This window comes from Streptosporangium sp. LJ11 (assembly GCF_051918945.1).
GTDB lineage: Bacteria > Actinomycetota > Actinomycetes > Streptosporangiales > Streptosporangiaceae > Streptosporangium.
On sequence record NZ_JBPXMB010000027.1, the window covers coordinates 1 to 26,340 of the forward strand.

Consider the following 26,340-nt stretch of genomic DNA (forward strand, 5'->3'; position numbering starts at 1 on the left):
CGGGCATCCTTTCCGGGAATCGGGGAGAAGACGTCGAGGGGCGACATCACGGCCGCGCACTCACGGCGAGGCCTCAGAGACAATGGGCGCATGGCGCATCGACGGGCGCACGAACAGTTGTTAGCGCTAACATCACTGCGTGCACCTCGTCCCTGCGAGCTTGACAATGGGGCGATTGATTCCCGATGAAGGGCCGGCGATCGGGTCGCATTCATGTTTCTGTTGTATTTCCGCAAAGTGTTTAGGCTTTACAGGCGGGATGTCAACATCTCGCTACAAGAAATTCGTCTCCGTGCGGTCGACATCCTGCGGCAGCGGCGATGGCGTGCGGTGCGGGTCTCCGGCCGCAGACGGTTATATCGCCTGTTCAACCCTCTTTTCGGTGCCCGTAGCCGGTGGCCCGGGTCGTCGTGCCGGCCTCCGGGCCGCGGGTCGGAAGGTCCTGTACGGTCGATGACAGCGGGTGTTGACCGCACTGATGTGAACGAACGCGGACACTGGTGTGATGTCGATGTGACCCGCCGCCCTGTCGCGGTTACGGGCCGCGCTTCGCGCCGGTCGCCCGGCCGACAAGCGCCGCGGTGATGAACGTGCCCGTGGTGGGCGTCATGGTGGCCGGTGGCACCCTGTGGGGGCCGGCACCGTTGTCTTCCCTACCCGGCGGCTCCCGGACGGCCGCGCACGGCACGGCCGCGCACGGCACGGTCGCGTGGCGGCGCCCGGGGGGCGGGTGCCAGAATCGGGGTGGCCGGTGACCCCGGCCGCCCTTTCGTCGTCCGCGCCGCGACCCCGTGCCGGGACCCGGAGCCCGTGGACACGACCCCCTCCCCGCGAACCCTGGGGCGGGTCTCCACGCTGGAAGGACTCAGATGACCGTTGAGCGCGTTCTGCCGACCGGCGACGCCCATGACCTCCTGGACCTGGTCCGCGACCTGATCGGCAAGGAGGTCGCCCCCCGGGCCGCGGCCGACGAGTCCGCCGGGCGCTTCCCCCGGGAGGTGTTCACCACGCTCGGCCGCGCGGGGCTGCTCGGCCTGCCCTACCCCGAGGAGCACGGCGGGGCGGCGCAGCCCTACGAGGTCTACCTGCAGGTGATCGAGGAACTCGCGGCCGGCTGGCTGGCGGTCGGTCTCGGCCTGTCGGTCCACACGCTGTCGTGCTTCCCGGTGGCCGCCTACGGCACCGCCGAGCAGCGCGCCGCGCTGCTTCCCGAGATGCTGGGCGGCGAGTGGCTGGGCGCCTACTGCCTGTCGGAGCCGCAGTCGGGGTCCGACGCCGCCGCGCTGACGACCAGGGCGGTTCCCGGGGACGGCGGCTCCGCCGGTCCCGCCGGCTACACCGTCGACGGGGTGAAGGCCTGGATCACCCACGGCGGCGCCGCCGACTTCTACACGCTGATGGCCCGGACCTCGGACGACGGCGCGCGCGGCATCTCCTGCTTCCACGTGCCCGCCGGGACGGAGGGGCTGTCGTTCGGCGCCCCCGAGCGGAAGATGGGGATGAAGTCCTCGCCGACCGCCCAGGTCCGCTTCGACGGGGTGCGGCTGCCGCCCGAGGCCCTGCTGGGCTCCGAGGGGGAGGGGTTCCGGATCGCGATGGCCGCGCTGGACGGCGGCAGGCTCGGCATCGCCGCCTGCGCCGTGGGCGTGGCCCAGGCCGCCTTCGAGACCGCCACGGCGTACGCCGCCGAGCGCCGCCAGTTCGGCTCGCGGATCATCGACTTCCAGGGCGTCGGCTTCATGCTCGCCGACATGGCCACCCAGATCGCCGCCGCCCGCGCCCTCTACCTGGACGCCGCCAGGCTGCGCGACGCGGGCCGGCCGTACGGCACGCGGGCCGCGATGGCGAAGCTCTTCGCCACCGACGTGTGCATGAAGGTCACCACCGACGCGGTCCAGGTCCTCGGCGGCTACGGGTACGTGGAGGACTTCCCGGTCGAGCGCCTCATGCGGGAGGCCAAGGTCCTGCAGATCGTCGAGGGCACCAACCAGGTCCAGCGCCTGGTCATCGGCCGCGCCCTCGCCAAGGAGGCCGGGAACGCCGGGCGGTGACCTCCACGGCGTCCACGGTGTCCGCGCCGTTCAGGACGTCCACGGGCCGGTGACCCGCCGGGTGGTCCCGGCGACGGAGGTCAGGGCCGGGAGCGGGGCGTCGCCTCCCGGCCCCGACGCCGTGTCGGAGCCCGTACCTCGGCATCGGGGTCCGGACGTCGGCGTCAGGGCCGGATGTCGGCGTCAGGGCCCGGAGGCCGTGCGAGAGCCCGCACGTCGTGGTCAGAGCCCGTACGTCTCCAGCAGCCGCAGCCAGATCTCGCTGACCGCGGGGAAGGACGGCACGGCGTGCCAGAGCCGGTCGAGGGGCACCTCGCCGACGACCGCGATCGTCGCGGAGTGCAGCATCTCGCCCACGTCGGGGCCGACGAAGGTCACTCCCAGCAGGACGCGGCGCCGCTCGTCCACGACGGCCTTGGCCCTGCCCCGGTAGTTCTCGCCCCGCAGGTAGGCCCCCGTCACCCTGCCCAGGTCGTACTCGACCACGCGGACGTCGAACCCCTCGGCGCGGGCCTCCGCCTCGATTTTGCCGACCGAGCACACCTGAGGGTCGGTGAAGACCACCTGCGGCGCGCCGTACGCGTCCGCCGCGTCGCGCAGGCCCGGCAGGTCGTCGGACTCGCCCTTGGCCCGCGCCGCGATGACGTCGCCGCACACCCGCGCCTGGTACTTGCCCATGTGGGTGAGCAGGGCGCGGCCGTTGACGTCGCCCACCGCGTACAGCCAGCCGCCGGAGACGCCGGTCGCGCGCATGCTGTCGTCGACCTCCACCGTGCGTCCCGGCTCCAGGCCGACGGTCTCCAGTCCGAGGTCGCCGGTCGCGGGACGCCTGCCGGTGGCCACCAGCAGCTCGTCGGCCTCGACGGGCGGTCCCTCGGACAGGTGGACCGTCACCGGGCCCCCCGGCGTGGGCCGCTCGACCCGCGTCACCCGGACGCCCGTGCGCACCGTGATACCCGCCTCGGCGAACGACTCGGCCACCAGCTCCCCGGCGAACGGCTCCATCCTGCCGAGCAGCCCGCCGCGCGCCAGCACCGTCGTCTCCCGGGCGCCGAGCCCGTGCATGGCCTGGGCCATCTCGCAGGCCACCACGCCGCCGCCCAGCACGGCCAGCCGCCCCGGGACGCTCTTCGCCGCCGTCACCTCGTGGCTCGTCCACGGCGACGCCTCCGCCAGGCCGGGGATCGGCGGGACGGCCGCGTCGCTGCCGGTGGCCAGCACGACCGCCCGCCGGGCGGTCAGCGCGCGGACCGAGCCGTCCTTCCCGGTCACCACGACCCGTCCGGGACCGTCCAGCCGCCCGTGCCCGCGGACGAACTCCGCGGGCACGTTCCTGATCCACTCGACCTGGCCGCCGTCGTCGAAGTGGGACACCGCCTCGTCCCGCCGGGCGAGCACGGCGGCGGCGTCGATCGGGCCCACTGTCAGGCCGGGCATCCTGGAGACCTCGGCGGCCAGTTCCACCGGGCGCAGCAGCGCCTTGCTGGGAATGCACGCCCAGTAGGAACACTCGCCGCCGGCCAGGTTCCCCTCGACGATCGCGGCGCTCAGCCCTCCCTTGACCGCGCGGTCGGCGACGTTCTCGCCCGCGGGGCCCGCGCCCACAACCACCACGTCGAACTCGTCCGACACGACTTACCTCCCAAAGAGAACCGGCCCGTCGACCGTGCGCCATCTCTGGCGACGCGGTCCATACCAGCTTCGCATCCTCCCGCCAAGGCCGTGACCGGGGCCACCCTCCGGTGACCCCGGCGGGTACGGGACGAGGCCGTTCCATGGGCCGCCCGTGGGCCGCGGACCCCTCTCACCCCTCCCGCGGGCGTCCGGTGAAGAGCGTGACGGGCCCTTCGAGCTTCACGCCGTCCACGACGATGTCGACGACCTCGTTGTGGAAGGCGACGTGATCCCTGATCCTCCCGGCGGCCGGGATCGGGTCGGGGTAGGCCCAGGCCACGTCGGCCGGGACGGAGCCGCCCTGGCGCGCCGACCAGGAGGACGCGACTCCCGGACCAGCACCGGGCGGCGGCTGTCGACGACGGTGACGTCGCCCCTGGTCCCGCGGACCCAGCGCTCGCCGGGCTCCCCGTTGAACGTTCCCGACGCGGGCACGGCCTACGCCTCCGCGAGTTCGGTGACGTAGGGCCTGCGCTCGCGCCAGGCCGCGGTCTGGTCGGGCCGTCCGAAGACCCGCAGGTACTCCTCCACCTGCCCGCCGGCCTGGTCCCACAGCAGCTCCGGCTCGAAGTCGCTGCCCTCGGGGCCGACGAACGGCTCCAGCGGCTCGATCACCGTGTCGAGGCTGGGATGCCAGAAGACGCCGGTGGAGCGCCGGGTGACCGTGCCGCCACCGCGGGCTGATCTGGCCGGCTCTGACAGGGGTGCGGCCGGAACACGGAGGAAACGGGTCGTGGACCGAGCCGGCAGCCGGCCGGCGGCGGTCGCGGCGTCGTCGTCCAGGAGTACGCGAAGCGCCCACAGCCGCACCGGGCCGACGTCACGGGGCCGGCGCGACGGCGTCGCAGGACTCGCGTGCCCGCGACGAGGACGACGGAGACGGCGCGGCGGGTGACCGGCGCGAGAGCAGATATCCCGTCAGCGCGGTGAGCAGGCCGGCCAGGCCGGCCGCCGCGAAGCCGCCCGCGGGCACGGACGCGTCGATCGCCACTCCCACGACCGGGGCGCCGAGCGCGAACCCCGCGCTCGCCGCCGAGGACTGCATGCCGGTCGCCTCACCTCGCACACCGGCCGGCGCCAGCCGGCTCACCGCGTCGGAGACCGTGGAAAGGGTCGGCGCGGTGAGCAGCCCGGCACCGATGACGGCCACACACAGCCAAGGCCAGTCACGGGCGAGTCCGGCCGGAACCGTCAACAGCCCGAGCAGGCCGAGCAGCAGCCAGGTGGGCATCGGCCGGGGCAGCGCTCCGTACACCAGACCGCCCACGACGGACGTCACCCCGAACACGACGACGACCACGGCCGCCCACGAGACCTGACCGGCTTCTCGGAGAGTGGCGACGATGGCCAGATCGACGCCGCTGAGCAGCATCGCGACGCCGAACCCCATCGTCAGGACGGCGACCATGCGCGCTCCCAGCCACTCCCGGCGCCTGGGCCGGCCCGCCGCCTCGCCGCCCGCCTCGTCCTCGGCCCGCATCGGCGGGTCGAGCAGGGCGATCCCCGCCCCGCCGACGACGATCGCGGCGCCCACTCCCCACGCCACCACGCCGGGGGACACCGTCGCCGCGCACACGATCACCGCCGCCGGGCCCACGATGTACGACAGCTCGCCCACCACCGACTCCAGCGCGAACGCCGCCCGCCGCTGCCCCGCCGCCGTCATGGCGGCGATCGCCTGCCGGGTGACCGACTGGACCGGCACCATCAGCAAGCCGGCGGCGAAGGAGGCGCACAGCAGGATCGCGTACGGCAGCACGGGCACGGCCGACCAGAACACGAGCTGCGGTACGACCGTGGCGAGCAGCACGGTACGCAGGCCCCGCCGGTCGATCATCCGGCCCAGCAGCGGCCCGCCCAGCGCGACACCGGCGGTGAGCGCCGCCACCACGGCCCCCGCCGCCGCGTAACTCATGTCGAGGGCGATGACGACGTACATCGTCAGCGCCGTCGCGTCCGCCGTGATCGCGGCACGAGCGAGCAGCGAGACGCCCAGCAGCGGCGTCATCCCCGGCACCACGAGCACCTGTCGAAATCTGATCACCGCTTCAACGCTAGGTCACCCCGAATGCCATAGGAAGCCGTCAATTCGTTGGACCAGGCATAATGAACGCTTATGGCACGTGATCTCGACACCGCCCTGCTGCGGTCGTTCGTCACCGCCGTGCGAGCGGGCAGCATCAGCCGTGCGGCGGCGGCGCTCGGCCGTACCCAGCCGGCGCTCAGCCAGCAGCTGCGCAAGCTCGAAAGGGCCGTCGGCAGCCCGCTGCTGCACCGGGCGCCGTCCGGCGTCTCGCCGACCCGGGCGGGCGAGGAACTGCTGCCCTACGCCGAGCGCATCCTCGCCCTGTCGGCACAGGCACTCACCGAAACAGGACGCGCGCTCACCGGGCACTGCGGGGTGGGACTCCTCGAGGATCTCGCCGCTTCCCGCCTTTCCCAGGCACTCGCCGACCTCGCGCGGCTGCACCCCGGCGCGACGCTGGAGGTGCTCAGCCTTTCCGGCGCGGAGATGCGGGAGGCCTACGACACGGGCCGTGTCCACCTCGTGCTCGACGAGGTCAAGGACCTTCCCTGGCCACCGCGCTGGACGGTGCGGCTGCCGCTGGTCTGGGCGGTCGGGCAGGGGGTCGCCATCGACGCCGACCCGCTGCCGGTGGTGCTGTTCTCGAACACGTGCGCCTGGCGGACGTCGGTGCTGGAGGCGATGGAGGCGATGGAGGGCACGGGGCGCCGCTGGCGGGTGGCGTTCGAGAGCAACAGTCTCGCCGGGGTGCTCGCCGCGCTACGGGCCGGGCTCGGGGTCGCGGCGCTTCTGCCCGCCAACCTCGAACCGGCCATGGCCTGCCACGACGCGGCCGCGTTGCCCGCGCTGCCGGACGTCGAACTCGGCCTTGCCCGCCACCCCGGCACCGAGGGCGACGCGCTCGTCGACGCCGTGGAGACCGCCCTCCGGCGGATGATCTGAGCGGTACGCGGGTTCTTCCCGATCACCGCCTTGCCGGATCGGCCGGTGTGCGGCGGGTGCACGACGATCTCGGGGAGACCCTCCGCGCCGGAGCCTGGAGTGAGGACGTGGCCGTGGACGGCCGCCGGCCGGGCGGCCGTCCTGCGGTGGTGCGGAGACCGTCTCGTGCCGGTTCCGGTGGTGGCGGCCGGTGGCGGCCGGTGGCGGCCGGTGGCGGCCGGTGGTGGCCGGTGGGCCCCGGCCCGCTAGCGGCGGCGCCCGCGCGCCTTGAGGGGAGTCATGGGCAGCTCGGGCGCGGGCAGCGGGGCGGCTCCCGCGCCGGGCACCGTGCCGAACGCCTCGCCCTCCATCCACTCCCGCCGGAACCCGGCGATCTCCTCGTGGCTCCGGCCGACGAAGTTCCACCACATCACGATCCGCTCTTCGAACGGCTCGCCGCCGACGAGCAGCAGCCGCCCGGGGCCCTCGGCGCCCAGGGCCAGCTCCGAGCGCCCGCTGCCCAGGTAGAGCAGCGGCCCGGGGGAGAGAGCCGTCTCGCCGACCCGTACGGTGCCGGACAGGGCCAGCGCGGCGTACTCGAAGCCGGGACGCAGCGGGACCGAGGTCCCGGCACCCGCCTCCAGCGTCACCTCGGCCCCGACCAGCGGGGTGTGGATCGTCGCCGGGGAGGTGACACCGCCCAGCTCGCCCATGATGACGGTCACCGTCACTCCTGGAGAGGTCAACGCGGGCAGCGCCGGGTGGTGCTCGAAGGCGGGGGCGGCGTCGCGGGCGGCGGAGGGGAGCGCCACCCACAGCTGGACCCCGTGCAGCACGGCCTCGGCGGGCGACTCCTCCGAGTGGGAGATGGCCCGCCCGGCGGTCATCAGGTTGAGCTGGCCCGGCCTGACCAGCTGCTCGCTGCCGACGCTGTCGCGGTGCAGGATCTCACCCTCCACGAGCCAGCTGACGGTCTGCAGGCCGGTGTGCGGATGCGGGGGGACGTGCATCCTCGCCCGCTCCGGGCCGTAGTGGTCGACGAAACACCACGCGCCGACCATCCTGACGTCCCGGTTCGGCAGGGTTCTGGTGACCTTCATCGCCCGGGGGCCGCCCAGCACCACGTCCCGGCCGGTCAGTAGCTCGTTCACCGGCTCCGCCGCCACGTCCGCGAGGCCGCCGCAGGCCGACGCGCGCGGATCCGTTTCCAGATTGCTCATCCCGCGAATGTACGTCGCGATCCGCCCATACCGGGCATCGGGTGGCGTCGTTCCCCGGGAGGGGATCACGTGCGTGGCCGGCGGCGGGTTCCGGTATCTTTCGTCCACCCCGCCGGGCACCTACGGCCACGGCGGGACGGACACCGCGTGAAGTGAGAGGCCGAATGACCACCGAGACACCTCCGAGCGGATCCGGCAAGAGCCGCTGGAGCGCGCAGACGTGGTTCAACGTCGTGCTGCTCGTCATGGCCGTCCTGCTGGGGGTGTCGGCGATCGTCGGCGCCACGGTCCTGAAGAACGCGGCGTCCGCCTCCAACAGGCTGATCGACCACATCTCGGTGGGCAGGATCCAGGCGGAGCGCCTGCAGGCGACCCTGCTGAACCAGGAGACCGGGGTGCGGGGCTTCGTCATCACCGGCAAGGAGGAGTTCCTGCAGCCGTACGTGGACGGGCGGCGCGACGAGATCTCCGTGTCGTCGCAGATCGAGCGGCTGGCACCGGGCACGGAACCGCTGCGGGCACTCGACGAGGTGGGACGGCTGGCCGCCGAGTGGCGGGCCCGCTACGCGGAGCCGATGATCACCAGTGTCAGGGACGAGGGCCCGGAGAGCGTGAGCGCCGCGCAGTCCGAGGAGAGCAAGCGCTCCTTCGACGCCGTCAGGAAGGCGCTCGACACCCAGAACGCCGCCTGGGCCCACGCGAGGGAGCGGGCCCGCGCCGAGCTGGAGGCCGCCCGCACGGTCAGGGACGCCACCTTCTTCGGCATCCTGGCCGCCTTCCTGGTCACCATCGTCACGGTGGCGGTGCTGCTGAGGATCGGAGTGTTCGGCCCCCTGGCCCGGCTGCGCGAGGCCTCGCGACGGGTCACCATGGGAGACTTCGCGCACCACGTCGACACCGGCGGCCCCGCCGACCTCGCCGAACTGGCCGACGACATGGAGGCGATGCGCCGGCGCATCGTCACCGAGCTGGAGGAGGCCCGAGGCGCCCGGCTGCAGATCGCCGCCCAGGCCGAGGAGCTGAAGCGCTCCAACGCGGAGCTGGAACAGTTCGCCTACGTGGCCTCGCACGACCTGCAGGAACCGCTGCGGAAGATCGCCTCGTTCTGCCAGATGCTTCAGCAGCGGTACGCCTCCCAGCTCGACGACAGGGCCAACACCTACATCGACTTCGCCGTGGACGGCGCCAAGCGCATGCAGGTGCTCATCAACGAGCTGCTCACCTTCTCCCGGGTGGGACGGATCAGCCGGGAGCCCGTCGAGATGGATCTGAACGACGTGGTCGGCAGGGCCCTGGTCAACCTCTCCGCGGCGGTGGAGGAGTCCGGGGCCGAGATCGAGGTCGGCGACCTGCCCACCGTCGTCGGGGACCGGACCCAGTTCGTGATGCTCTGGCAGAACCTGATCGGCAACTCCCTGAAGTTCCGCGACCCCGGCCGCGCGCCCCGGATCGGGATCGAGTCCGAGCGGCTCGACGGCGAGGTGCGGATGACCGTGACCGACAACGGCATCGGCATCTCCCCCAACTTCGCCGACAAGATCTTCATCATCTTCCAGCGGCTGCACCAGCGGGACGCCTACGAGGGCACCGGGATCGGCCTGGCGCTCTGCCGGAAGATCGTGGAGCAGCACGGCGGCACGATCCGGCTGGACACCGAGTACACCGGGGGAGCCCGCTTCGTCATCACGCTGCCCGCCGAGGCCGTCTCTCCGGAGCGGGAGGGCGAGGCCGAGACCGAGGCCGGACGGGAGGACCCCGCGGAGATCGCGGTTGGGACCGTGCCGTGACACGCGGACGGTACGCGCGGTATCCGAATGCCGTTACCGTTTACCGGATGGAGGAGATCGACCGCCGTATCGTCACATTGCTGGCCAGGGATGGCCGGATGAGCTTCACCGATCTCGCCAGGGAGACCGGGCTCTCGGTGTCGGCGGTGCACCAGCGGGTGCGCCGGCTGGAGAAGCGTGGCGTGCTGCGGGGATACGCCGCGCTGGTCGACTACGACGCCATCGGGCTCTCGCTCACCGCGTTCGTCTCCATCAAGCCGATAGACCCGGCCGCCGCCGACGACGCCCCGGAGCGGCTGGCCCATCTGAGCGCCGTCGAGGCCTGCCACAGCGTGGCCGGGGACGAGAGCTACATCCTCAAGGTCCGGGTGGCCTCACCGATCGCGCTCGAGGAGCTGCTCAACCAGATCCGCACCGCCGCCAACGTCTCCACCCGCACCACGGTCGTGCTCAGCACGCCGTACGAGCACCGCACCCCGGAGCCGGCGGGCGAGGACGGCGGGAGGCCCGAGGAGCGCGCCTGACCGTCCCGGGGACGCTCCCCGCGGGTGCGTGACGGGCCCGCGCCGGCGTCCTCCCGGCGTGGCGACCGCGCACCTCCCCGGGAGGATGTTCCTGGTTTGCCGGGAACGAGGTGATTGCTCCAAGCTGGACGGGTGCCTCCCAGAAAGATCATCATCGACTGCGACCCGGGGATCGACGACGCGCTGGCGCTCGTCCTCGCCCACGGGAGCCCCGAGCTGGAGATCCTGGGGATCACCACGGTCGGCGGCAACGTCGAGCTGGCCAGGACCACCGACAACGCGCTGCGGCTCCGCGAGTTCCTGGGGTTCGGCGGCGTGCCGGTCGTCGCGGGCAGCGCGGGCGCGCTCCTGCGCCCCCGGGTGAACGCGGCCGGGGTGCACGGCGATTCCGGCCTCGGGGACGCGCTGCTGCCCCCGGCGTCGCTCCCGCCGGCCGCCGGGCACGCCGTGGACTTCATCATCGAGACGCTCCGGGCCGACCCGGGCGAGGTGACCCTGGTCGCCATCGGCCCGCTGACCAACGTGGCGCTCGCCGTGCTCAGGGAACCCGCGATCGTCGGCTGGGCGCGGGGGCTCACGATCCTCGGCGGGTCCTACACGCGGGGCAACTTCTCTCCCGCGGCCGAGTTCAACATCGCCGCCGACCCGGAGGCCGCCGCGGTCGTCTTCGGCGCGGGCTGGACGGTGACCATGATCGGTCTCGACGTGAGCCGCGGCGCCGTGACCACGCTGGCGGTGGCGGAGCGCATGGCGGCGATGGGCCGGCTCGGCACCGACCTGCTCCTGCCGTGCGTGCGGTTCTACGGCGTGATCACCGCCGAGGACGGGCCCGCGATCCACGACGCCTGCGCGATCGCCCACCTGATCGACCCGTCGCTGATCATCCTCGAACCCGCCGTCGTGGACGTCGAGACGGCCGGCCGCTTCACCGCCGGGATGACCGTGACCGACTTCGCCCTGCGGGGTCGCGCCCCCAACGCCCTGGTCGGCACCTCCCTCGACGTGGGCCGCTTCTGGGACCTCCTGCTCACCGTCTACGCCCGGGTCGCGGAGTCGATCGAGCCTTGAGGCCGGTTTCGGGGGACGGATCCCTCAGGGGATGATCCTGCGGCGGCGCAGGTCGCCGAGGATGTCCAGGAACATCGCCTCGGTATCGACGTACTCGTGGAAGCCGAAGCGCCGGGCCTTGGAACCGTCGGCGAAGAAGTCGTAGTCCCAGGAGAACACGGCGTCACCGAAGGCCCAGGAGGACACGTCCTCGTACGGGTGCGGCTCCAGCCCGTACTTCTCGGTCATGGAGTTCCAGAGCGGGCCCTTGTCGGCCATGACGACGTCGAGCGACATCGGCAGGGGAGGGGCCACCTCCAGGTCGAAGAACCCGGCGATCTTCGGCCACATGTCGTTCCAGCGGAAGAGGTCGCCGTTGTTGACGTTGAACGCCTGGTTGGCGCAGCGCTCGTCGGTCGCCGCCCAGATGGTCGCCCTGGCCAGCAGTCCCGCGTCGGTCATCTCCAGCAACGTGTCGTAGGCCCCCGGCCTGCCGGGGAAGCGCAGCGGCAGGCCCAGTTCCTTCGAGACGGCGCCGTACACCGCGATGACCATGGCCAGGTTCATCGGGTTGCCGAGGGCGAAGCCGCACACCACCGACGGGCGGATCGCGGTCCACGTCCACCCCGAGCCCTTCTGGCGCTCCTCGAGGAAGTTCTGCTGGTCGACGTTGAACTCCGGCGGCATGTGGTGCGGGTCGCTCTCGCGGGCCGGGGTCTTGAAGGGGCCCAGGTGCGCGCCGTAGACCTTGTATCCCTGCATGAGGCTGACGTGCCGCAGGCCCGGCGCCACCGGCTCGACCGCGTCGACGACGTTGACGAGCATGGCGAGGTTGGGCGGGACGAGCTCGGCCCAGGTCGGCCGGTCCTGGTAGGCGGCGTAGAAGATGTGGGTCACGTCGACGAGCTCGCCGAGCTTCTTGGCGCAGTCTTCCCGGTCGAGCAGGTCGGCCCGTATGTGGCGGACCCGGCCTGTGCTCTCCCCGCCGCGGCGTGACAGGCCGATGACGTCCCAGTCGCCGAGCGCCGCGAGGTGGTCGACCAGGTTGCGGCCGATCACCCCCTGTGCCCCGACGACGAGGGCGACCTTGGGCTGCGTGCTCATGGGTTCTTCTCCTGATCCGTGCGAAGCCTCCGCCTTGGACCGCGTCCCCCGCGGGAGGCCCGTGAACGGAGGCGGGGACTCGATTCTGCGTCGACCCATCGTCATAAGTCCAAGTGATGTTTTTTGTCCGGCCGATAAAAATTCTCTATGACGACGTCCGGGACCGGCAGAAGCCGCCCGCCGACATGGCCGTTGTGGGAGTTGTCGCGAAACTCCTCGCGCAGGGCGTCCGGCCGGCCCTGGTGGTTCTCGGCCACCAGGTGGCCGGCGATGGGCGGGCTGCCGAGAAAGGTCACGTCGTGTTCTCACTCTCTCCGGTTTCCTCGCCGGGACGCCGCAGCGTCCTGGCCTGCGCTGATGATCGAAACGTCGCGCCCGGCGGCCAACGTGAGCTGAGCCTCACTCCTTCAGAAACATAAGTAAAAATTATACTTTCTATGCTTGTGATAACTTCTGTGCATGCTGAGTCTGCGGCAGCTCGAGTATCTGGTGACGGTCGTCGACCAGGGTTCCTTCACACGGGCCGCTGAGACCCTCCACGTCACCCAGCCGGCCCTGTCGCACCAGATCCAGGCTCTGGAGCGGACGGTCGGCGCGCGGCTGCTCGAACGGCTGCCCAAGGCGATCCACCTCACGGCGGCCGGGCGTGCGATGCTGCCGCACGCGCGGGCCACCCTGGCCGACGCGGCCCGCGCCCTGTCGGCCGTACGCCGGACGACCGGGCTGGCCGGGGGAGAGCTGCGGCTGGCGACGGTCTACTCGATCAGCCTGGGCGTGCTGCCCGCTGCGCTGCGCGTCTGGAGCGGGCTCCATCCAGAGGTCGACGTCAGGCTCTTCGAGCACCGCCACGCCGGCGAACTGGCGGAGGCGATGGCGAGCGGGCAGGCCGACCTCGCCGTCGGTCCCCGGCCCGCGTCCTGGGCGGGGCCGGTGCGCACGCTCGGTGCCGAGGAGTTCGTCGTGGCCGTCTCCTCCGGCGATCCCCTCGCGTCCGGCGGGGCGACCTCGGTGGACCTGCACGACCTGCGCGACCGCCGCTGGGTCCACTACGCCCCCGGCAACGGCCTGGCCGACATCCTGGACCGCGCCTGCGCGGAGGCCGGGTTCCGGCCCAGGATCGCGGTGCGCACCGAGCAGACGGCATCGGCTCCAGCCCTCGCGGCTGCAGGTCTCGGACCCGCCCTCATCCCCGCCAACATCGTGCCCGGCGGGTACAAGGGCCACATCCTCCGGCCGAGGCCCGCCGTGACCCGCGTCCTCACCGCCTACGCTCGCACCGGGTTCGACGCCCTCGGCGGGGCCTTCCTCGCACTGCTCACCGAGAGCACGGCGGCCACGCTCCTTCCCCTGCCGGACGCCCACCCGGCCTCCTGAGCGTTCGGCTCCCCGCACGCCGCGGCCCGCGCCGTGAGATGCGGGCCGTGCGCGGCGTGATGTCAGCCCATCACGTCACCCCGTCATGCCGGGGAGTGTCATCCCCGTGAGGTCATGTCCAGAGGTCTCATGTCCGGGGGCGGAAGTGGGCCCGCAGCCGGGCCCTGGCCTCCTCGGTGGCGCCGAGGGCGTCCAGGCCCAGGAGGGCGGCGCCCATGATGGGCGCGACGTCGGCGACGATCAGCTTGGCCTGCGGCGCGCTCCCGGCGAAGCCGCGTTCCAGCAGCTCGCTCATGAGCGGGTGGCGGGCGGTGAGCACGCCGCCGCCCAGGACCACCTCCATCGGGACGGAGAGCAGGTCCAGGCGGCGCATCGCGACCACCGCGAGCACGACGACCTCCTCGGCCATCCGCGCCACCAGCGAGCGGGCCACCCCGTCCCCCTGGGCCGCGACCGCCATCAGCGCCGGCACCAGCTCGTTCAGCCTGCCGTAGGGCAGCTCGCCGAAATGGACGGCCAGGGACACCTCCTCGACGGTGCGGGTGCCGAAGTGCTCGCGGACCGCGGCGGCCAGCGCGCTCGCCGGGCCCCGGCCGTCCTCGGCGCGCACCGCGTGCCAGAGCGTCTCCTCGCCGAGGCCGAGGCCGCCGCCCCAGTCGCCGGTGAGCCGCCCCAGCGCCGGGTATCTCGCCACCTCCCCCGACGGGGAGACCGCCACCGCGTTGATCCCCGCGCCGCACACCACGGCCACCCCCGCGGGCCCGGAGGCCCCGGCGCGCAGCAGCGCGAAGGTGTCGTTGCCGACGGTCGCCTCCCTGCCGTACCCCCGGGAGAGGATCTCCTCGCGGAGCGCCTCCTCCTCCACCGGCAGGTCCGCGCCCGCCACGTAGGCGGCCACGTGGTCGGCGTACGGCGTGGCCGCGCCGGGGCCGAGCGCGGCGCGCACGGTGTCGCCGATCGCGTCGATCGCGACGCCCACCCCCGTGGTCTGGGGCTGGAAGGCGCCGCCGCGCCCGGTGGCGAGGACCGAGCCGTCCTCGGCCACCAGCGCGATGTCGGTCTTGCTGTTTCCGCCGTCGACCGCCAGGACCGTTCTCACGCGGTCGCCCAGGACAGGTGCCCGCGGTTGGCCTCGATCAGGCGCCTGGCCAGGTCGCCGGAGAGCGAGGCCTGGCCGATCAGCGGGTGGGCCAGCAGCGCGTCGGCGACGCGGTCCTCGCCGCCGTGCAGCGCGGCCTCGATCGCCAGCGTCTCGTACGCCGTGACGTGGGCGATGAGCCCGGCGAAGAGGGGCTCCACCGGGGCGACGGGCAGCGCGGCCGCGCCCGCCGAGGTGATCGTGGCCGGGACCTCGATGACCGCCTCGTCGGGCAGGAACGGCAGCGTGCCGTCGTTGCGCAGGTTGACCACCTGGGTGTCGCCGCGGTCGCCGGCCAGCGAGGCGATCAGCGCCACCGCCGCCTCGGAGTAGAAGGCCCCGCCGCGCTTGCCCAGCAGCTCGGGCTTGGTGTCCACCGCCGGGTCGGCGTACAGCTCCAGCAGGGTCTTCTCCATCGCCGCGACCTCGGCCGCGCGCGACGGCTTGGCCCGCTGCTCCTCCACCACCAGGTCGTGCTCGTAGAAGTAGCGCAGGTAGTAGGAGGGCACCACGCCCAGGTGGCGGATGAGCGCGGCGGGCAGGCCGACGTCCCGGCCGATCTCCTCCGCGTGGCTCTCCAGCAGCTTGGGCAGCACGTCCACCCCGTCCAGGTGGACGGCCCGCTCCCAGGTGAGGTGGTTCAGGCCGACGTGGCCGAGCGAGATCCGCTCCGGGGCCACGCCCAGGTTCGCGGCGAAGCGGCGCTGGAAGCCGATGGCGACGTTGCACAGGCCGATGGCCCGGTGCCCGGCCTCCAGGAGCGCCCTGGTGACGATGCCGACGGGGTTGGTGAAGTCGACGATCCAGGCGTCCGGCGCGAGCCTCCTGACCTTCTCGGCGATGTCGAGCACCACCGGCACCGTGCGCAGCGCCTTGGCCAGCCCGCCCGCGCCGGTCGTCTCCTGGCCGACGCACCCGCACTCCAGCGGCAGCGTCTCGTCCACGTTCCGCGCCGCCTGGCCGCCGACGCGCAGCTGCAGCAGGACCGCGTGCGCCCCGGCGACGCCCTCCTCGACGGAGGTGGTCGCGACGACCGTGGCCGGGTGCCCGGCCCGCGCCAGCATCCGGCGCGCCATGCCGGACACCAGCTCGAGCCGGTGGGTGTCCGGGTCGACCAGCGCGATCTCGGTCAGCGGCAGCTCCTCGCGCAGCCGCGCGAACCCGTCGATCAGCTCCGGCGTGTACGTCGAGCCGCCCCCGACAACGGCGAGTTTCACCCTTTTACTCCTGTCAGCGTGACGCCCTCGATGAAGACCTTCTGGGCGAAGAAGAAAACAATGATCACCGGGGCCATGACGAGCAGCGTCGCCGCCATGGTGAGGTTCCACTGCACGCTGTGCAGTGCCCGGAAGGACGCCAGCCCGAGGGAGAGCGTCCAGCTTGCCTCGTTCGTGTGGGCGTAGAGCAGCGGACCATAGTAATCGTTCCAGCAGTAGAAGAACTGGAACAGGCCCACCGCCGCTATCGCCGGGCGCGCCATCGGCAGGACCACCCTGATCAGGGTCCGGAAGTCCGAGCAGCCGTCCACCCTGGCGGCCTCGGTGTACTCCCGGGGAATGCTGACCAGGAACTGCCGGAGCAGGAAGATGGAGAAGGCGTCGCCGAGCAGCATCGGCAGGATCAGCGGCCACAGCGTGCCGGTCAGGTCCAGGCGCGCCCAGATGAGATAGACGGGGACCGCGACGACCTGGGGCGGCAGCATCATCATCGTGATGACCGCGAGGAAGGCCAGCCTGCGCCCCCGGAAGCGGAAGCGGGCCATCGCGTACGCCACCGGGATCGACGACAGCAGCATGAACGCGGTGCCGAGCCCGGCGTACAGGAACGTGTTGCCCAGCCAGGCCAGCAGCCGTGACCTGGCGAACACGTCGGCGAAGTTGGCCCAGTTCCAGGTGCGCGGCCACAGGTCGCCGGTGAGCGCCTGGTCGTTGCTCATCACGGCCGTCAGCGCCACGAACACCAGCGGTCCGACGAACATCAGCGACAGCGCGACGGCGAGGGCGTGGGTGGCGATCCAGTACAGGATCACCCGGCCGCGCGGGCCGCGCGGCCCGCGGGAGGCGGGCCGTGCGGCCGGGGTGGCCGAGGCGGTGAGGGCGGTCACCGGTCCCCTCCTTCGTCGAACGCGCGGAACCTGCGGAGCAGGATGAGGGTGAAGACCGTGGAGAAGGCGAACAGCAGCAGGGCCAGCACGCAGGCGTAGCCCATGCTGAAGTCGCGGAAGCCCACGTGGAACAGCCACTGGGCCAGCGTCAGCGTCGACAGCTCCGGGTAGCCGGGCACGAAGGTGCTGCCGGGGGAGTCGGTGACCCCCGCCGCGACCCGGGAGGCGATCATCGCCTGGGTGAAGTACTGCAGGGCGTAGATGACGCCGGTGACCGTCGAGAACATCAGCACCGGCGAGATCGTCGGCAGCGTGATGCTCCTGAACTGCCGCCACGCGCCCGCCCCGTCGATGGCCGCCGCCTCGTACAGGTGCTTGGGCACGTCCAGCAGCGCCGCCAGGAAGATCATCATGGTGTTGCCGATGCCCCACATGGCCAGCATGGTCAGGCCGGGCTTGGACCAGTCCCTGTCGCCGAACCAGTCGGGCGCGGCGATCCCGAAGAGCTCGATGAACTGGTTGAGCGGCCCCGAGGGGTTCAGCAGGAACACGAAGGAGACCGTGCCGGCCACCACCGGGATCAGCGACGGCAGGTAGAACACCGTGCGGAAGAAGCCGACGCCCGCCTTGAGCCGGGTGAGCAGCCACGCCACGCCCAGCCCGAAGAGCACCTGGGCGGGGACCATGAGGACCACCAGCCACAGCGTGTTCCCGATGGAGACCCAGGCCCGGTCGTCCACCAGGAAGTAGCGGTAGTTGTCCAGGCCGATGAACTCAAGCGTGAACAGGTCGTAGCGGTGGAAGGAGAAGTAGACCGTCGCCGCGAGGGGGTAGGCGAAGAAGACCGCGAACCCCACCAGCCAGGGCGACATCCAAAGGAGGGCCTTGAGGCCCTCGCCGCGCCGCCACCTGGGCGGCGCGGCGTGGACGGTGCTCATCGAGGATCAGCCCCCGGAGAGCTTCATCTTGTCGTCGAGGCGCTTGTCGACCGCGGCGAGCCCGGCGTCGAGGTCGGTGGCCGAGCCGTTCTCCCACTTGACCAGGAACTCCTGCAGCGAGTCCTGGTTGAAGGTGCTGTTGACGTTGGCCGGGACCGTGCTCGTCTTCGGGTGGGCGAAGATGTCGAGGAAGGTCTGGAAGTTCGCGTCCTTCTTCAGGTCGGGCGACTCCAGCGACGCCTTGGTGGTCGGCACGTTGCGCAGCGCGTTGGAGAGCGTGACCAGCGCCGAGGTGTCGGTGGTCAGATACTTGACCAGCTCCCAGGCGGCCTGCGGGTTCTTGGCGCCCTTGGGCACGCCGATCACGGTGCCCGCGGTGAAGCCGCTGCCGTACAGGTCGGGCTTGGTGTCGGAGACCGGGAGCGGCGCGGTGCCGTAGTCGATGTCCCCGGCCTCGTTGGCGAGCATGGCGTTGCGCCACTCGCCGTCCAGGATCATGGCGATCTTGCCCTTGTAGAAGGGGTGGTCGGCCGACCACTCCTGGCCCAGGCTCTTGCGGAACTTCTCCAGCTTGTCGTACCCGTACCAGTCGACGAGCTCCTTCTGCCAGCGCAGCAGCTCCTTCCACGCCGGGTCGGAGCCGACCGCCGAGGTGCCGTCCGGCTTGTACCAGGTCGCGCCGACCATCGGGCCCATGTGCGAGGCGGAGTTCTCGTAGTACTGGAAGCTCGGGACGAACCCGGCGACCTTGATGTTCCCGTCGGCGTCGCGGACGGTGAGCTTCTTGGTCAGCTCGGTCAGCTCCGAGAGCGTCCTGGGCGGCTGCTCGCCCTTCATCAGGGCCTTGTTGTAGTAGAGCCCGTACGCGTCGGCGAGCAGCGGCATCACGCACCGCTTGCCCTCGTACTCGGTGTAGGAGCGCGAGACCTCCGGCAGCACGGACAGGTCGATGCCGTCCTGCTCGATCACCGAGGTGAGGTCCTGGAACGTTCCGCTGCGGCACCACTGGGCCACGTTGTCGGTGGTGAACGAGGAGGCGACGTCCGGCGCCTTCCCGCCGCGCACCGCCTGGGTGATCTGGTCGTCCTGCACGCCCTTGACCAGCTTGACGGTGATCTGGGGGAACTTCGTGCGGAAGCCTGCGACGGCGTCCTCGAACGCCTTGACCTCGGCGGGCGCGGAGAACCCGTGCCACAGCTCGATGGTGGAGGCCGGCAGCGCCGCGGAGGCGGAGCCCGACGGTCTGGGCTGGGAGCCCAGCGCGGGCGCGCTCTCGGTGCCCGCGGTGCAGGCGGTCAGGGTGGTGGCCGTCAGGGTGGCCAGGGCGAGGGTGAGAAAGCGTCGGTGCACGACGGCTGCCTCCTGGGGGCGGGGGATCTGGCGGGGTTCCGGGCGGGGTCCAGCGGGGCCGGGCGAGGTCCGTACGGTCCGTACGGTTCGGGGCCCGTGCGGGGTTCGGGGGGTCAGGAGGGGACGGTGGAGCTGAAGACCTCGTCACGCGCGGTCGCGAGGGCGAGGTCGAGCGCGCCGGCGAGGACGGGATTGCCCTCGACGGTGGACAGCAGCAGCGGGGGCCGGGGGATGGTGAGCGCGTGGAGCTCGTGCTCGACGAGCTCGCGCAGGGTGTCGCCGCCGGCGAGGAGGGTCCCGCCGGTCAGCACGATGATCTCGGGGTCGACGACGGAGGTGATCGCGGCCAGCCCGACGGCCAGCCGGGAGGCGATGTCGCGCAGTCCGGCGCGGGCGTCGTCGGCGCGCCTGCCGGTGGACGCCGAGGCCTGCACGGCGTTCAGCACCGCCTGCGCGGGCGCGGTGCCGCGCACGCCGTACGACCTGAGGATCTTGAGCACCGCCGGGCCGCCGGTGAGGGCCTGGTAGCCGTGGTTGGCGTAGCGGCCGGTGTCCCTGGCGGTCGGCGCGCCGGGGGTGGGCATGTAGCCGACCTCTCCCGCGCCGCCGGTGGCGCCCCGGTGCAGCCGCCCGCCGAGGACCAGCGCGGCGCCGAGGCCCTCGTCGGCCCAGAGCAGGACGAAGTCGCGATGGCCGCGGCCCACGCCGTGCGCCTGCTCGGCCTGGGCGACGAGGTTGACGTTGTTCTCCACGGCGACCGGCACGCCCAGGCCGTCGCCGAGGGTGCGGACCAGGTCCGGGATGTGCCAGCCGGGCATGTCCTTGCTGGTGGCGTACGCCATCCTGCCGGTGCCGGGGTCGATCGTGCCCTGGACGCCGATGACCACGCGCCGCAGCGCCGCGGGGGCGCCCGCGCCCTCCAGCGCGGCCCGGACCCGCTCCAGCGCGTCGCCGCCGGAGCGGCCGGGGCTGGGCAGGTGGTGCTCGCCGACCACGGCGCCGGTGATGTCGGCGACCCTGACGTCGATGCCCGCGCGGGTGACGTCCAGCGCGGCGACGTGCGCGGCGGCGGGATTGAGCCGGTACACCTCGGCGGTGCGACCGGGCAGTCCCTCGCGGATGCCGTCGAGCACGACCAGGCCCGCCTCCTGCAGGCGGATGAGAAGCTGTGAGGCGGTGGGCTTGGACAGGCCGGTGAGGGCGCCGATCTCCGGGCGGGTCAGCGGGCCGCGCTCCAGCAGCGCCTGCAGGGCGGCGCGGTCGTTGATCGCGCGCAGCAGGCTGGGAGTGCCGGGCGTCGGCTGGGTCACTGATCCTCCGCGTGCGTCCTTGCATCCACTGATGACGCAAAGTTAGGAAACTTTCCTAACTTCGAGTGAATGTAAGGAACCCGGCGGATTTTCGTCAAGCAGGCAGGGAGCGCCGCAATCAAGCTGTGATGACGGAGGGGCGGGTAAACTTCTCGACGGACCTGCTAAGGTGATGGTTTGTCATAACAACCAGCGCAATGGCCCGGAGTATCCCATTACTAGCAACGATAATGGAGCGACGGCAACCCGTCAAATCGAGCTGACCCGGGAGCAGGAGTATGTTTCCTGCCTTTATGCCCGGCTCGATCTGCTGCGCGAGCGCACCCAGCGGCAGCTGGACGGCGTCCTCGCGCAGGGCGGAAGTGGCGGCACGCATCAGAACCGCTCCGAGCGCGACAGCTTCGCCGGGATGTACGCCGAGCGCCTGGGCCGCCTGTGGGCGGTCGAGAACGGCCTGTGCTTCGGCCGGCTCGACAACGCCGACGACACCTCACTCTACATAGGCCGCATCGGCATGGCCGACGACGACCAGCGCCGGATGCTGATCGACTGGCGGGCGCCGGTGGCCCAGCCCTTCTACGGCGCCACCCCGGCGGCCTCGATGGGCGTCACCCGCCGCCGCCACCTGCAGACCAAGGGCCGCACGGTGATCGGGATCGACGACGATCTCCTGGACCTCGACAGCCTCACCGAGGAGGACGTGGCCACCCTCAACGGGGAGGCCGCGCTGCTGGCCTCCCTGGGGGCCAAGCGCACCGGCCGGATGCGCGACATCGTCGCCACCATCCAGTCCGAGCAGGACCGCATCATCCGCTCCGACCTCAACGGTGTGCTGGTCGTGCAGGGCGGTCCCGGCACCGGCAAGACCGTGGTCGCGCTGCACCGCGCCGCCTACCTCCTCTACACCCACCGGGAGAAGCTGGCCCGCAGGGGCGTGCTCATCCTCGGGCCGAACCTGACCTTCCTGCGCTACATCGAGCAGGTGCTGCCCTCCCTGGGCGAGACCGACGTGCTGCTGTCGACCGTCTCCGAGCTGTACCCGGGGGTCGTCCCGGGCCGTAAGGAGCGCCCCGAGGTGGCGGCGGTCAAGGGCGACGCCCGGATGGCCCAGGTCGTCGCGCGGGCCGTGCGCGAGCGGCAGCGGGTGCCGCGCAAGCCGATCGAGATCAAGCTCGACCGCTACACCCTCCGGCTGGAGGGCAACGTCCTGGAGGCCGCCCGCAGCCGGGCCGCCCGCTCCAAGAGGGCGCACAACGAGGCCCGCGCGGTCTTCGTCCGCCACCTGCTCAACGCGCTCGCCCGGCAGGCCGCCAGGCAGCTCGGCAAGGGCATGATCGACGACGACGAGCTGGCCGACATCCGCGAGGACCTGCGCACCGAGCGGCCCGTCAAGGCGGCCCTGAACCGGCTGTGGCCCTACGTCACCCCGCAGCAGCTCCTGATCGGGCTGTTCACCTCCCGCGAGCGCCTCGACCACGCCGCCGCCGAGTTCGGCGAGGCCGAGCGCGAGCTGATGCTGCGCGAGCCGCCCCGCACGGGGGAGAACTGGTGGGCCGAGTCCGACGTGCCGCTCCTGGACGAGGCCGCCGAGCTGCTCGGCGACATCGACCCCGCGGTGCTGCGGGCCGGGGCCTGGATGGCCGAGGAGGAGCAGGCGGCGCAGCGCGCCGCCGCGCTCGACGAGCGGCAGCACCAGCTCGCCTACGCCAAGGAGGTCCTGGAGCTGACCGGCCTGTCCGACATCATGGACGCCGAGAAGTTCGCCGCCCGCCACCTCGGCGACGACGTCTTCCTGACCACCGCCGAGCGCGCGGCGGCCGACCGCACCTGGGCCTTCGGCCACGTCATCGTCGACGAGGCGCAGGAGCTGTCGCCGATGGACTGGCGGATGCTGATGCGCCGCTGCCCGACGCGGTCGATGACGATCGTCGGCGACCTGGCCCAGACCGGTTCGTCGGCCGGGGCGCGTTCCTGGGGTCGGGTCCTCGACCCGTACGTGTCGGGGCGCTGGCGCGAGGAGACCCTCAGCGTCAACTACCGCACCCCGGCCGAGCTGATGGCCGTGGCCGCCGACGTGCTCACCCTGGTCGACCCGGCGCTGACCGCCCCGGCCTCGGTCAGGGAGACGGGGTCGCACCCGTGGGCGACCTCGCCGACGGCCTCCCTCGGCGAGGTCGTCAAGGCCGAGGTCGTCGAGGGCGGCCGGCTCGTCGTGATCGTCCCCGAGTCGCGCGCCGGGGAGTTCGGGGAGATCGTGGTCCGCTCCGTCGACGGCGCGGTGGCCGGGCCGGGGGCGGCGGCCCTGGACGCGCAGGTGGCGGTGCTGACCGTCGCCGAGGCCAAGGGGCTGGAGTTCGACGCGGTCGTCGTGGTCGAACCGGAGCTGATCCTGGGCGAGTCCCCGCGCGGGGCGAGCGACCTTTACGTGGCGTTGACCCGCGCCACCCAGCGGCTTGGCGTCGTGCACGACGGTCCGCTCCCCGGCGCGCTCGCTCGACTTGAGAGACATCGGATCACATGAGACCATTGACGGCTCTCGTCGATCATGTCCCAGCTGCGAAAACTTGATGTTTCCGCAGTTGGTGACACGGTTGACATCTGCGCTGGGCTCGGTAGTTTGCTGCCCAGTCCAGCACGGGACTGGCCGGTCGGCCGCCTTTCGACATCGCCGTCTCCTGCGCCCGTGACGGGGGATCACCCCGTCCGTACAGCCAGGCGCAGGGCCGGCAGTCCGTCGAGGCGGGGCACTCCTTCCGGGCGGGGGGTTGGACCCAGGAGGGGTCCGGGCACCCAGTAGACAACGGCAATCCGCGCTCGCCGCCGACGGGACGGAACCGGTCCGAAGGGTCGCCCGGGCCCTCTTCCCGCTCCCGTGCGAGCGCCGCAAGCGTCGGGGCGGCCCGGGGTGTCGAAAAGGACACCCCGGGCCGCCCCGTTGCCGCGTCTGAAGACACTTGTGGCAGTTTTTGTCGGATTTATCGTGCTTTAGTGTTGTTTCTGATTGATATGGTGCAGGGCTTTTGGGGGCGTGCCCACCGGGCGGTAGCGTTCCGGCTAGGAAGACCGGCTGGGAAGACCAGGCGCCACCCGCCCGCACGACATCGCAAGGAGCCCCGCCCGTGGTGCAGGACAAGACGGCCGTCCCGGTACCGGAGAGGCCCGCGGCGGGCGATCCCGCGGACGGCTCGGCGGCCGGCCCGGTGAGCGGTCCGGCGGGCGGTCTCGTGGACCGTCCGGTGGCCGGGGGCGCGGACGGCCCGCCCGGCGCGGAGGACCCGTCCGGCGCGGAGACCCCGCCCCCTGCCTCGCGCCTGGCACTGCCCGCCCGCGTCGCGGGCGCGGTGGCCGGCGGCCTGCTGATGTTCCTCGCCTTCCCGCCGCTCGGGCTGTGGTTCCTCGCGCCGCCCGGCATGACCCTGGCGGTCCTGGCGGTCCGCGGCACCCGTCCGCGCCGGGGCGCGTGGCTCGGGTTCCTGGCCGGGGCCGCCCTGCTGCTGCCCGGCCTGCACTGGGTGAGCCCGATCGGCGCCGACGCCTGGCTGGGCCTGGTCGCGATGGAGAGCGTCTTCTACGCCGCCTGGGGGGCGGGGGTCGCCCTGGTGACCCGGTTGCCCCTGTGGCCGTTGTGGAGCGCCGCGCTCTGGGTGGCGGCCGAGTGGGCGCGGGGATGGTTCCCCTTCGGCGGATTTCCCTGGGCGCGGGTGGCCTTCAGCCAGGGGGAGTCGGTCTTCACCCCGTACGCCGCGCTCGGCGGGGCGCCGCTGGTGAGCTTCGCGGTGGCCCTGTGCGGCGGCCTGCTCGCCCTGGCGGCGGTGCGCTCGTTCCCCGCCCTCCGCTCGATCGCGGCCTCCCGCCCGATCGCGTCCTCGGGCCCGCCGGCGTCCTCTGGCCCGCCCGCCTCTCCCGGCCCCCGCCCCGCCCGGGGCGCGCGCCGGGGACGGGCGCTGGCCCTGCCGCTGGCCCTGCCGCTCGCCGGGGCGCTCGCCGTGCCGGCCGCGGCCCTCGCCGTTCCCCGGTACGGAGACGAGGGCAGGAGCGTGACCGTCGGCGTCATCCAGGGCAACGTCCCAGGCCGGGGCATGCACCCGCTGGGCGACGAGCCCGCCGTGGTCCTCGGCAACCACACCCGGATGCTCCACCAGATGGCGCGGGACGTCAGGGAGGGCAGGACACCCCGCCCCGACCTCGTCGTGCTTCCGGAGAACTCCACCGACATCGACCCGCTGAGCAACGAGTTCGCCCGGAACGAGATCGACGCGGCGGTCAAGGACGTCGGGGTGCCCGTCCTGGTCGGCGCCGTGGTCAGGATCGGCGAGAACAACCGGGCGACCCGCAGCATCGTCTGGGACCCGGTCACCGGTCCCGGCGCCTACTACGACAAGCAGCAGCTGGTCCCCTTCGGGGAGTTCACCCCGCTCAAGGGTCTCGTGCTGGCCCTGTTCGAGCGGGCCTCCCTGGTCGGCAGGCAGTCGGTGGCGGGCACCCGCGACGGCGATCTCAGGCTGGGCCCGGTGACCGTCGGGGCGATCAACTGCTACGAGGTGGCCTTCGACGGCATCGTGGGCGACACCGCCAGGACGGGCGCCACGCCGCTGGTGGTGCAGACCAACAACGCCACCTACGCCCTGACCAACCTGCCGCCCCAGCAGCTCGCCATGTCCCAGCTGCGGGCCGTGGAGCACAATCGAGCGGTGATCACTTCCGCGATCACCGGCATATCGGCGTATGTGACCCCGAGCGGTTCGATCGCCTGGCGGACCGGCGAGCTGGTGCCGGCCATGAACGTGCTGACCGTTCCGGTCAGGACCGCGCGGACCGTCGCCACCCGCGTGGGCGCGCTGCCCGAATGGGCCCTGATACTTGTGGGTGCGGGTGCGGTGGCCGCCGCCTGGCGGCGCCGGAGACCCCGCGTGGGGCACTCCGTGAACCGGGAGGATGATCAGCAGGTGGGAGACGCGTGATGAAGCGGAGGCTTGGTCGGGTGCTCGTCATCGTCCCGACGTACAACGAGCGGGAGAACCTGCCGCTGATCACCCGGCGGCTGCGCGAGGCGGTGCCCCAGGCCCACCTCCTGATCGCGGACGACGACAGCCCCGACGGCACGGGGGCGATCGCCGACAAGCTGGCGGCCGACGACGACCACGTCCACGTGCTGCACCGGCCGGCCAAGCAGGGACTGGGCGCCGCCTACATCGCGGGCTTCCGCTGGGGTCTGAAGGAGGGCTTCGGCGTCCTCGTGGAGATAGACGCCGACGGTTCCCACCAGCCGGAGGAGCTGCCCAAGCTGCTGGCCGCGCTGGCGAAGGGGGCCGACCTGGCGATCGGGTCCCGGTGGGTGCCCGGCGGCAAGGTCGTCAACTGGCCCGCCTCGCGGGAGTTCCTGTCGCGCGGCGCCAACATCTACACCCGGCTGGTGCTCGGCCTCCCGGTCAGGGACGCCACCGCGGGCTTCCGCGCCTACCGCGCCTCGGCCCTGGAGAAGCTCAACCTGGACGACGTCGAGTCGCGCGGCTACTGCTTCCAGGTGGACCTGACCCTGCGTACGGCCGTCTGCGGGATGCGCGTCAAGGAGGTGCCCATCACCTTCGTGGAGCGCACCGTCGGGGCCAGCAAGATGAGCCGCGGCATCGTGGTCGAGGCCCTGTGGCGGATCACCGTCTGGGGCGTCACCGGCCTGCCCGCCCGCCTGCGCCGCCGCCGCGACCGCCGTCGCTGACCTCGCGGCTCCGCGGCTCCGGGGTCTCGCGTCCACCCGGACGGTCCGGGCGGCCC

At 72.3% G+C, this 26,340-nt stretch carries 22 protein-coding genes; 9 read left to right on the plus strand and 13 right to left on the minus strand.

Features of this window, described 5'->3' with window-relative positions; translation table 11 throughout:
* Positions 1-869 precede the first annotated feature (869 nt).
* Positions 870-2,051 carry an acyl-CoA dehydrogenase family protein gene (locus ACTOQ3_RS33340; protein WP_440087430.1) on the plus strand — a complete coding sequence of 394 codons (1,182 nt, stop codon included), beginning with the start codon at positions 870-872 and terminating at the stop codon, positions 2,049-2,051.
* A 222-nt stretch (positions 2,052-2,273) separates the two neighbouring features.
* On the opposite strand, the gene ACTOQ3_RS33345 is transcribed toward ACTOQ3_RS33340, so the two are convergent.
* From ACTOQ3_RS33345 to ACTOQ3_RS33360, 4 genes are all read right to left on the minus strand, one after another.
* Entirely contained in the window at positions 2,274-3,683 is a 1,410-nt protein-coding gene (locus tag ACTOQ3_RS33345; RefSeq protein WP_440087431.1) for a dihydrolipoyl dehydrogenase family protein, read from the minus strand.
* 172 nt (positions 3,684-3,855) lie between these two features.
* Positions 3,856-4,278 (minus strand): DUF427 domain-containing protein, encoded by a 423-nt coding sequence (locus ACTOQ3_RS33350; RefSeq protein ID WP_440087432.1) that lies wholly within the window; start codon positions 4,276-4,278, stop codon positions 3,856-3,858.
* A complete protein-coding gene (locus tag ACTOQ3_RS33355; protein WP_440087433.1) occupies positions 4,164-4,535 on the minus strand; it encodes a hypothetical protein in 372 nt (123 codons plus the stop codon). Before ACTOQ3_RS33355 ends, ACTOQ3_RS33350 begins: the two co-directional genes overlap by 115 nt.
* 10 nt (positions 4,536-4,545) lie before the next feature.
* On the minus strand, positions 4,546-5,769 hold the full coding sequence (locus ACTOQ3_RS33360; protein ID WP_440087434.1) for an MFS transporter: 1,224 nt from the start codon (positions 5,767-5,769) through the stop codon (positions 4,546-4,548).
* A gap of 72 nt (positions 5,770-5,841) precedes the next feature.
* Here ACTOQ3_RS33360 and ACTOQ3_RS33365 point away from each other — a divergent pair, with 72 nt between their 5' ends.
* On the plus strand, positions 5,842-6,693 hold the full coding sequence (locus tag ACTOQ3_RS33365) for a LysR family transcriptional regulator (protein WP_440087435.1): 852 nt from the start codon (positions 5,842-5,844) through the stop codon (positions 6,691-6,693).
* A 245-nt stretch (positions 6,694-6,938) separates the two neighbouring features.
* Here ACTOQ3_RS33365 and ACTOQ3_RS33370 read toward each other — a convergent pair whose 3' ends face one another.
* Positions 6,939-7,892 (minus strand): pirin family protein, encoded by a 954-nt coding sequence (locus ACTOQ3_RS33370; RefSeq protein ID WP_440087436.1) that lies wholly within the window; start codon positions 7,890-7,892, stop codon positions 6,939-6,941.
* A gap of 164 nt (positions 7,893-8,056) precedes the next feature.
* On the opposite strand from ACTOQ3_RS33370, the gene ACTOQ3_RS33375 reads away from it, so the two are divergent.
* The 3 genes from ACTOQ3_RS33375 to ACTOQ3_RS33385 all read left to right on the plus strand — a co-directional run bounded on the left by ACTOQ3_RS33375 (position 8,057) and on the right by ACTOQ3_RS33385 (position 11,271).
* Positions 8,057-9,679 carry a sensor histidine kinase gene (locus tag ACTOQ3_RS33375; protein ID WP_440087438.1) on the plus strand — a complete coding sequence of 541 codons (1,623 nt, stop codon included), beginning with the start codon at positions 8,057-8,059 and terminating at the stop codon, positions 9,677-9,679.
* Between the two features lie 47 nt (positions 9,680-9,726).
* Positions 9,727-10,203 carry an Lrp/AsnC family transcriptional regulator gene (locus tag ACTOQ3_RS33380; RefSeq protein ID WP_440087439.1) on the plus strand — a complete coding sequence of 159 codons (477 nt, stop codon included), beginning with the start codon at positions 9,727-9,729 and terminating at the stop codon, positions 10,201-10,203.
* Between the two features lie 132 nt (positions 10,204-10,335).
* A complete protein-coding gene (locus ACTOQ3_RS33385; RefSeq protein ID WP_440087440.1) occupies positions 10,336-11,271 on the plus strand; it encodes a nucleoside hydrolase in 936 nt (311 codons plus the stop codon).
* Between the two features lie 24 nt (positions 11,272-11,295).
* Here the strand turns inward: ACTOQ3_RS33385 and ACTOQ3_RS33390 are convergent, their stop codons facing one another.
* Entirely contained in the window at positions 11,296-12,354 is a 1,059-nt protein-coding gene (locus ACTOQ3_RS33390) for an SDR family oxidoreductase (RefSeq protein WP_440087441.1), read from the minus strand.
* 101 nt (positions 12,355-12,455) lie between these two features.
* Positions 12,456-12,650 carry a hypothetical protein gene (locus ACTOQ3_RS33395; RefSeq protein WP_440087443.1) on the minus strand — a complete coding sequence of 65 codons (195 nt, stop codon included), beginning with the start codon at positions 12,648-12,650 and terminating at the stop codon, positions 12,456-12,458.
* A 163-nt stretch (positions 12,651-12,813) separates the two neighbouring features.
* Here ACTOQ3_RS33395 and ACTOQ3_RS33400 point away from each other — a divergent pair, with 163 nt between their 5' ends.
* Positions 12,814-13,728: a LysR family transcriptional regulator gene (locus tag ACTOQ3_RS33400; protein WP_440087444.1), complete on the plus strand. Its 915-nt coding sequence runs from the start codon at positions 12,814-12,816 to the stop codon at positions 13,726-13,728.
* Between the two features lie 127 nt (positions 13,729-13,855).
* Here the strand turns inward: ACTOQ3_RS33400 and ACTOQ3_RS33405 are convergent, their stop codons facing one another.
* From ACTOQ3_RS33405 to ACTOQ3_RS33430, 6 genes are all read right to left on the minus strand, one after another.
* Positions 13,856-14,827, minus strand: a complete 972-nt coding sequence (locus ACTOQ3_RS33405) for an N-acetylglucosamine kinase (RefSeq protein ID WP_440087445.1) — start codon at positions 14,825-14,827, stop codon at positions 13,856-13,858.
* A complete protein-coding gene (locus ACTOQ3_RS33410; protein ID WP_440087446.1) occupies positions 14,824-16,083 on the minus strand; it encodes a 6-phospho-beta-glucosidase in 1,260 nt (419 codons plus the stop codon). The genes ACTOQ3_RS33405 and ACTOQ3_RS33410 overlap by 4 nt, the downstream gene beginning before the upstream one ends.
* On the minus strand, positions 16,080-16,970 hold the full coding sequence (locus tag ACTOQ3_RS33415) for a carbohydrate ABC transporter permease (protein WP_440087447.1): 891 nt from the start codon (positions 16,968-16,970) through the stop codon (positions 16,080-16,082). Before ACTOQ3_RS33415 ends, ACTOQ3_RS33410 begins: the two co-directional genes overlap by 4 nt.
* Positions 16,967-17,908, minus strand: coding sequence for a carbohydrate ABC transporter permease (locus ACTOQ3_RS33420; RefSeq protein WP_440087449.1), 942 nt, complete (start codon positions 17,906-17,908; stop codon positions 16,967-16,969). The genes ACTOQ3_RS33415 and ACTOQ3_RS33420 overlap by 4 nt, the downstream gene beginning before the upstream one ends.
* Before the next feature lie 6 nt (positions 17,909-17,914).
* Positions 17,915-19,258 (minus strand): ABC transporter substrate-binding protein, encoded by a 1,344-nt coding sequence (locus ACTOQ3_RS33425; RefSeq protein ID WP_440087451.1) that lies wholly within the window; start codon positions 19,256-19,258, stop codon positions 17,915-17,917.
* Positions 19,259-19,371: 113 nt separating this feature from the next.
* A complete protein-coding gene (locus ACTOQ3_RS33430; RefSeq protein WP_440087453.1) occupies positions 19,372-20,568 on the minus strand; it encodes an ROK family protein in 1,197 nt (398 codons plus the stop codon).
* A 172-nt stretch (positions 20,569-20,740) separates the two neighbouring features.
* On the opposite strand from ACTOQ3_RS33430, the gene ACTOQ3_RS33435 reads away from it, so the two are divergent.
* The 3 genes from ACTOQ3_RS33435 to ACTOQ3_RS33445 all read left to right on the plus strand — a co-directional run bounded on the left by ACTOQ3_RS33435 (position 20,741) and on the right by ACTOQ3_RS33445 (position 26,284).
* Positions 20,741-23,089, plus strand: coding sequence for a HelD family protein (locus tag ACTOQ3_RS33435; protein WP_440087454.1), 2,349 nt, complete (start codon positions 20,741-20,743; stop codon positions 23,087-23,089).
* A gap of 598 nt (positions 23,090-23,687) precedes the next feature.
* The gene (lnt, locus tag ACTOQ3_RS33440) at positions 23,688-25,529 is read left to right on the plus strand and encodes an apolipoprotein N-acyltransferase (protein ID WP_440087455.1); all 1,842 of its coding nucleotides are present in this window, start codon (positions 23,688-23,690) and stop codon (positions 25,527-25,529) included.
* On the plus strand, positions 25,529-26,284 hold the full coding sequence (locus tag ACTOQ3_RS33445; protein WP_440087456.1) for a polyprenol monophosphomannose synthase: 756 nt from the start codon (positions 25,529-25,531) through the stop codon (positions 26,282-26,284). Before lnt ends, ACTOQ3_RS33445 begins: the two co-directional genes overlap by 1 nt.
* Positions 26,285-26,340: the final 56 nt, after the last annotated feature.

What these genes read in the sequence shown, in the direction of transcription:
- ACTOQ3_RS33340 (WP_440087430.1), top strand. Translation starts at nt 870, where the DNA reads ATGACCGTTGAGCGCGTTCTGCCGACCGGCGACGCCCATGACCTCCTG.
- ACTOQ3_RS33365 (WP_440087435.1), top strand. Translation starts at nt 5,842, where the DNA reads ATGGCACGTGATCTCGACACCGCCCTGCTGCGGTCGTTCGTCACCGCC.
- ACTOQ3_RS33370 (WP_440087436.1), bottom strand. Translation starts at nt 7,892, where the DNA reads ATGAGCAATCTGGAAACGGATCCGCGCGCGTCGGCCTGCGGCGGCCTC.
- ACTOQ3_RS33375 (WP_440087438.1), top strand. Translation starts at nt 8,057, where the DNA reads ATGACCACCGAGACACCTCCGAGCGGATCCGGCAAGAGCCGCTGGAGC.
- ACTOQ3_RS33380 (WP_440087439.1), top strand. Translation starts at nt 9,727, where the DNA reads ATGGAGGAGATCGACCGCCGTATCGTCACATTGCTGGCCAGGGATGGC.
- ACTOQ3_RS33390 (WP_440087441.1), bottom strand. Translation starts at nt 12,354, where the DNA reads ATGAGCACGCAGCCCAAGGTCGCCCTCGTCGTCGGGGCACAGGGGGTG.
- ACTOQ3_RS33400 (WP_440087444.1), top strand. Translation starts at nt 12,814, where the DNA reads ATGCTGAGTCTGCGGCAGCTCGAGTATCTGGTGACGGTCGTCGACCAG.
- ACTOQ3_RS33420 (WP_440087449.1), bottom strand. Translation starts at nt 17,908, where the DNA reads ATGAGCACCGTCCACGCCGCGCCGCCCAGGTGGCGGCGCGGCGAGGGC.
- ACTOQ3_RS33435 (WP_440087454.1), top strand. Translation starts at nt 20,741, where the DNA reads ATGGTTTGTCATAACAACCAGCGCAATGGCCCGGAGTATCCCATTACT.
- ACTOQ3_RS33445 (WP_440087456.1), top strand. Translation starts at nt 25,529, where the DNA reads ATGAAGCGGAGGCTTGGTCGGGTGCTCGTCATCGTCCCGACGTACAAC.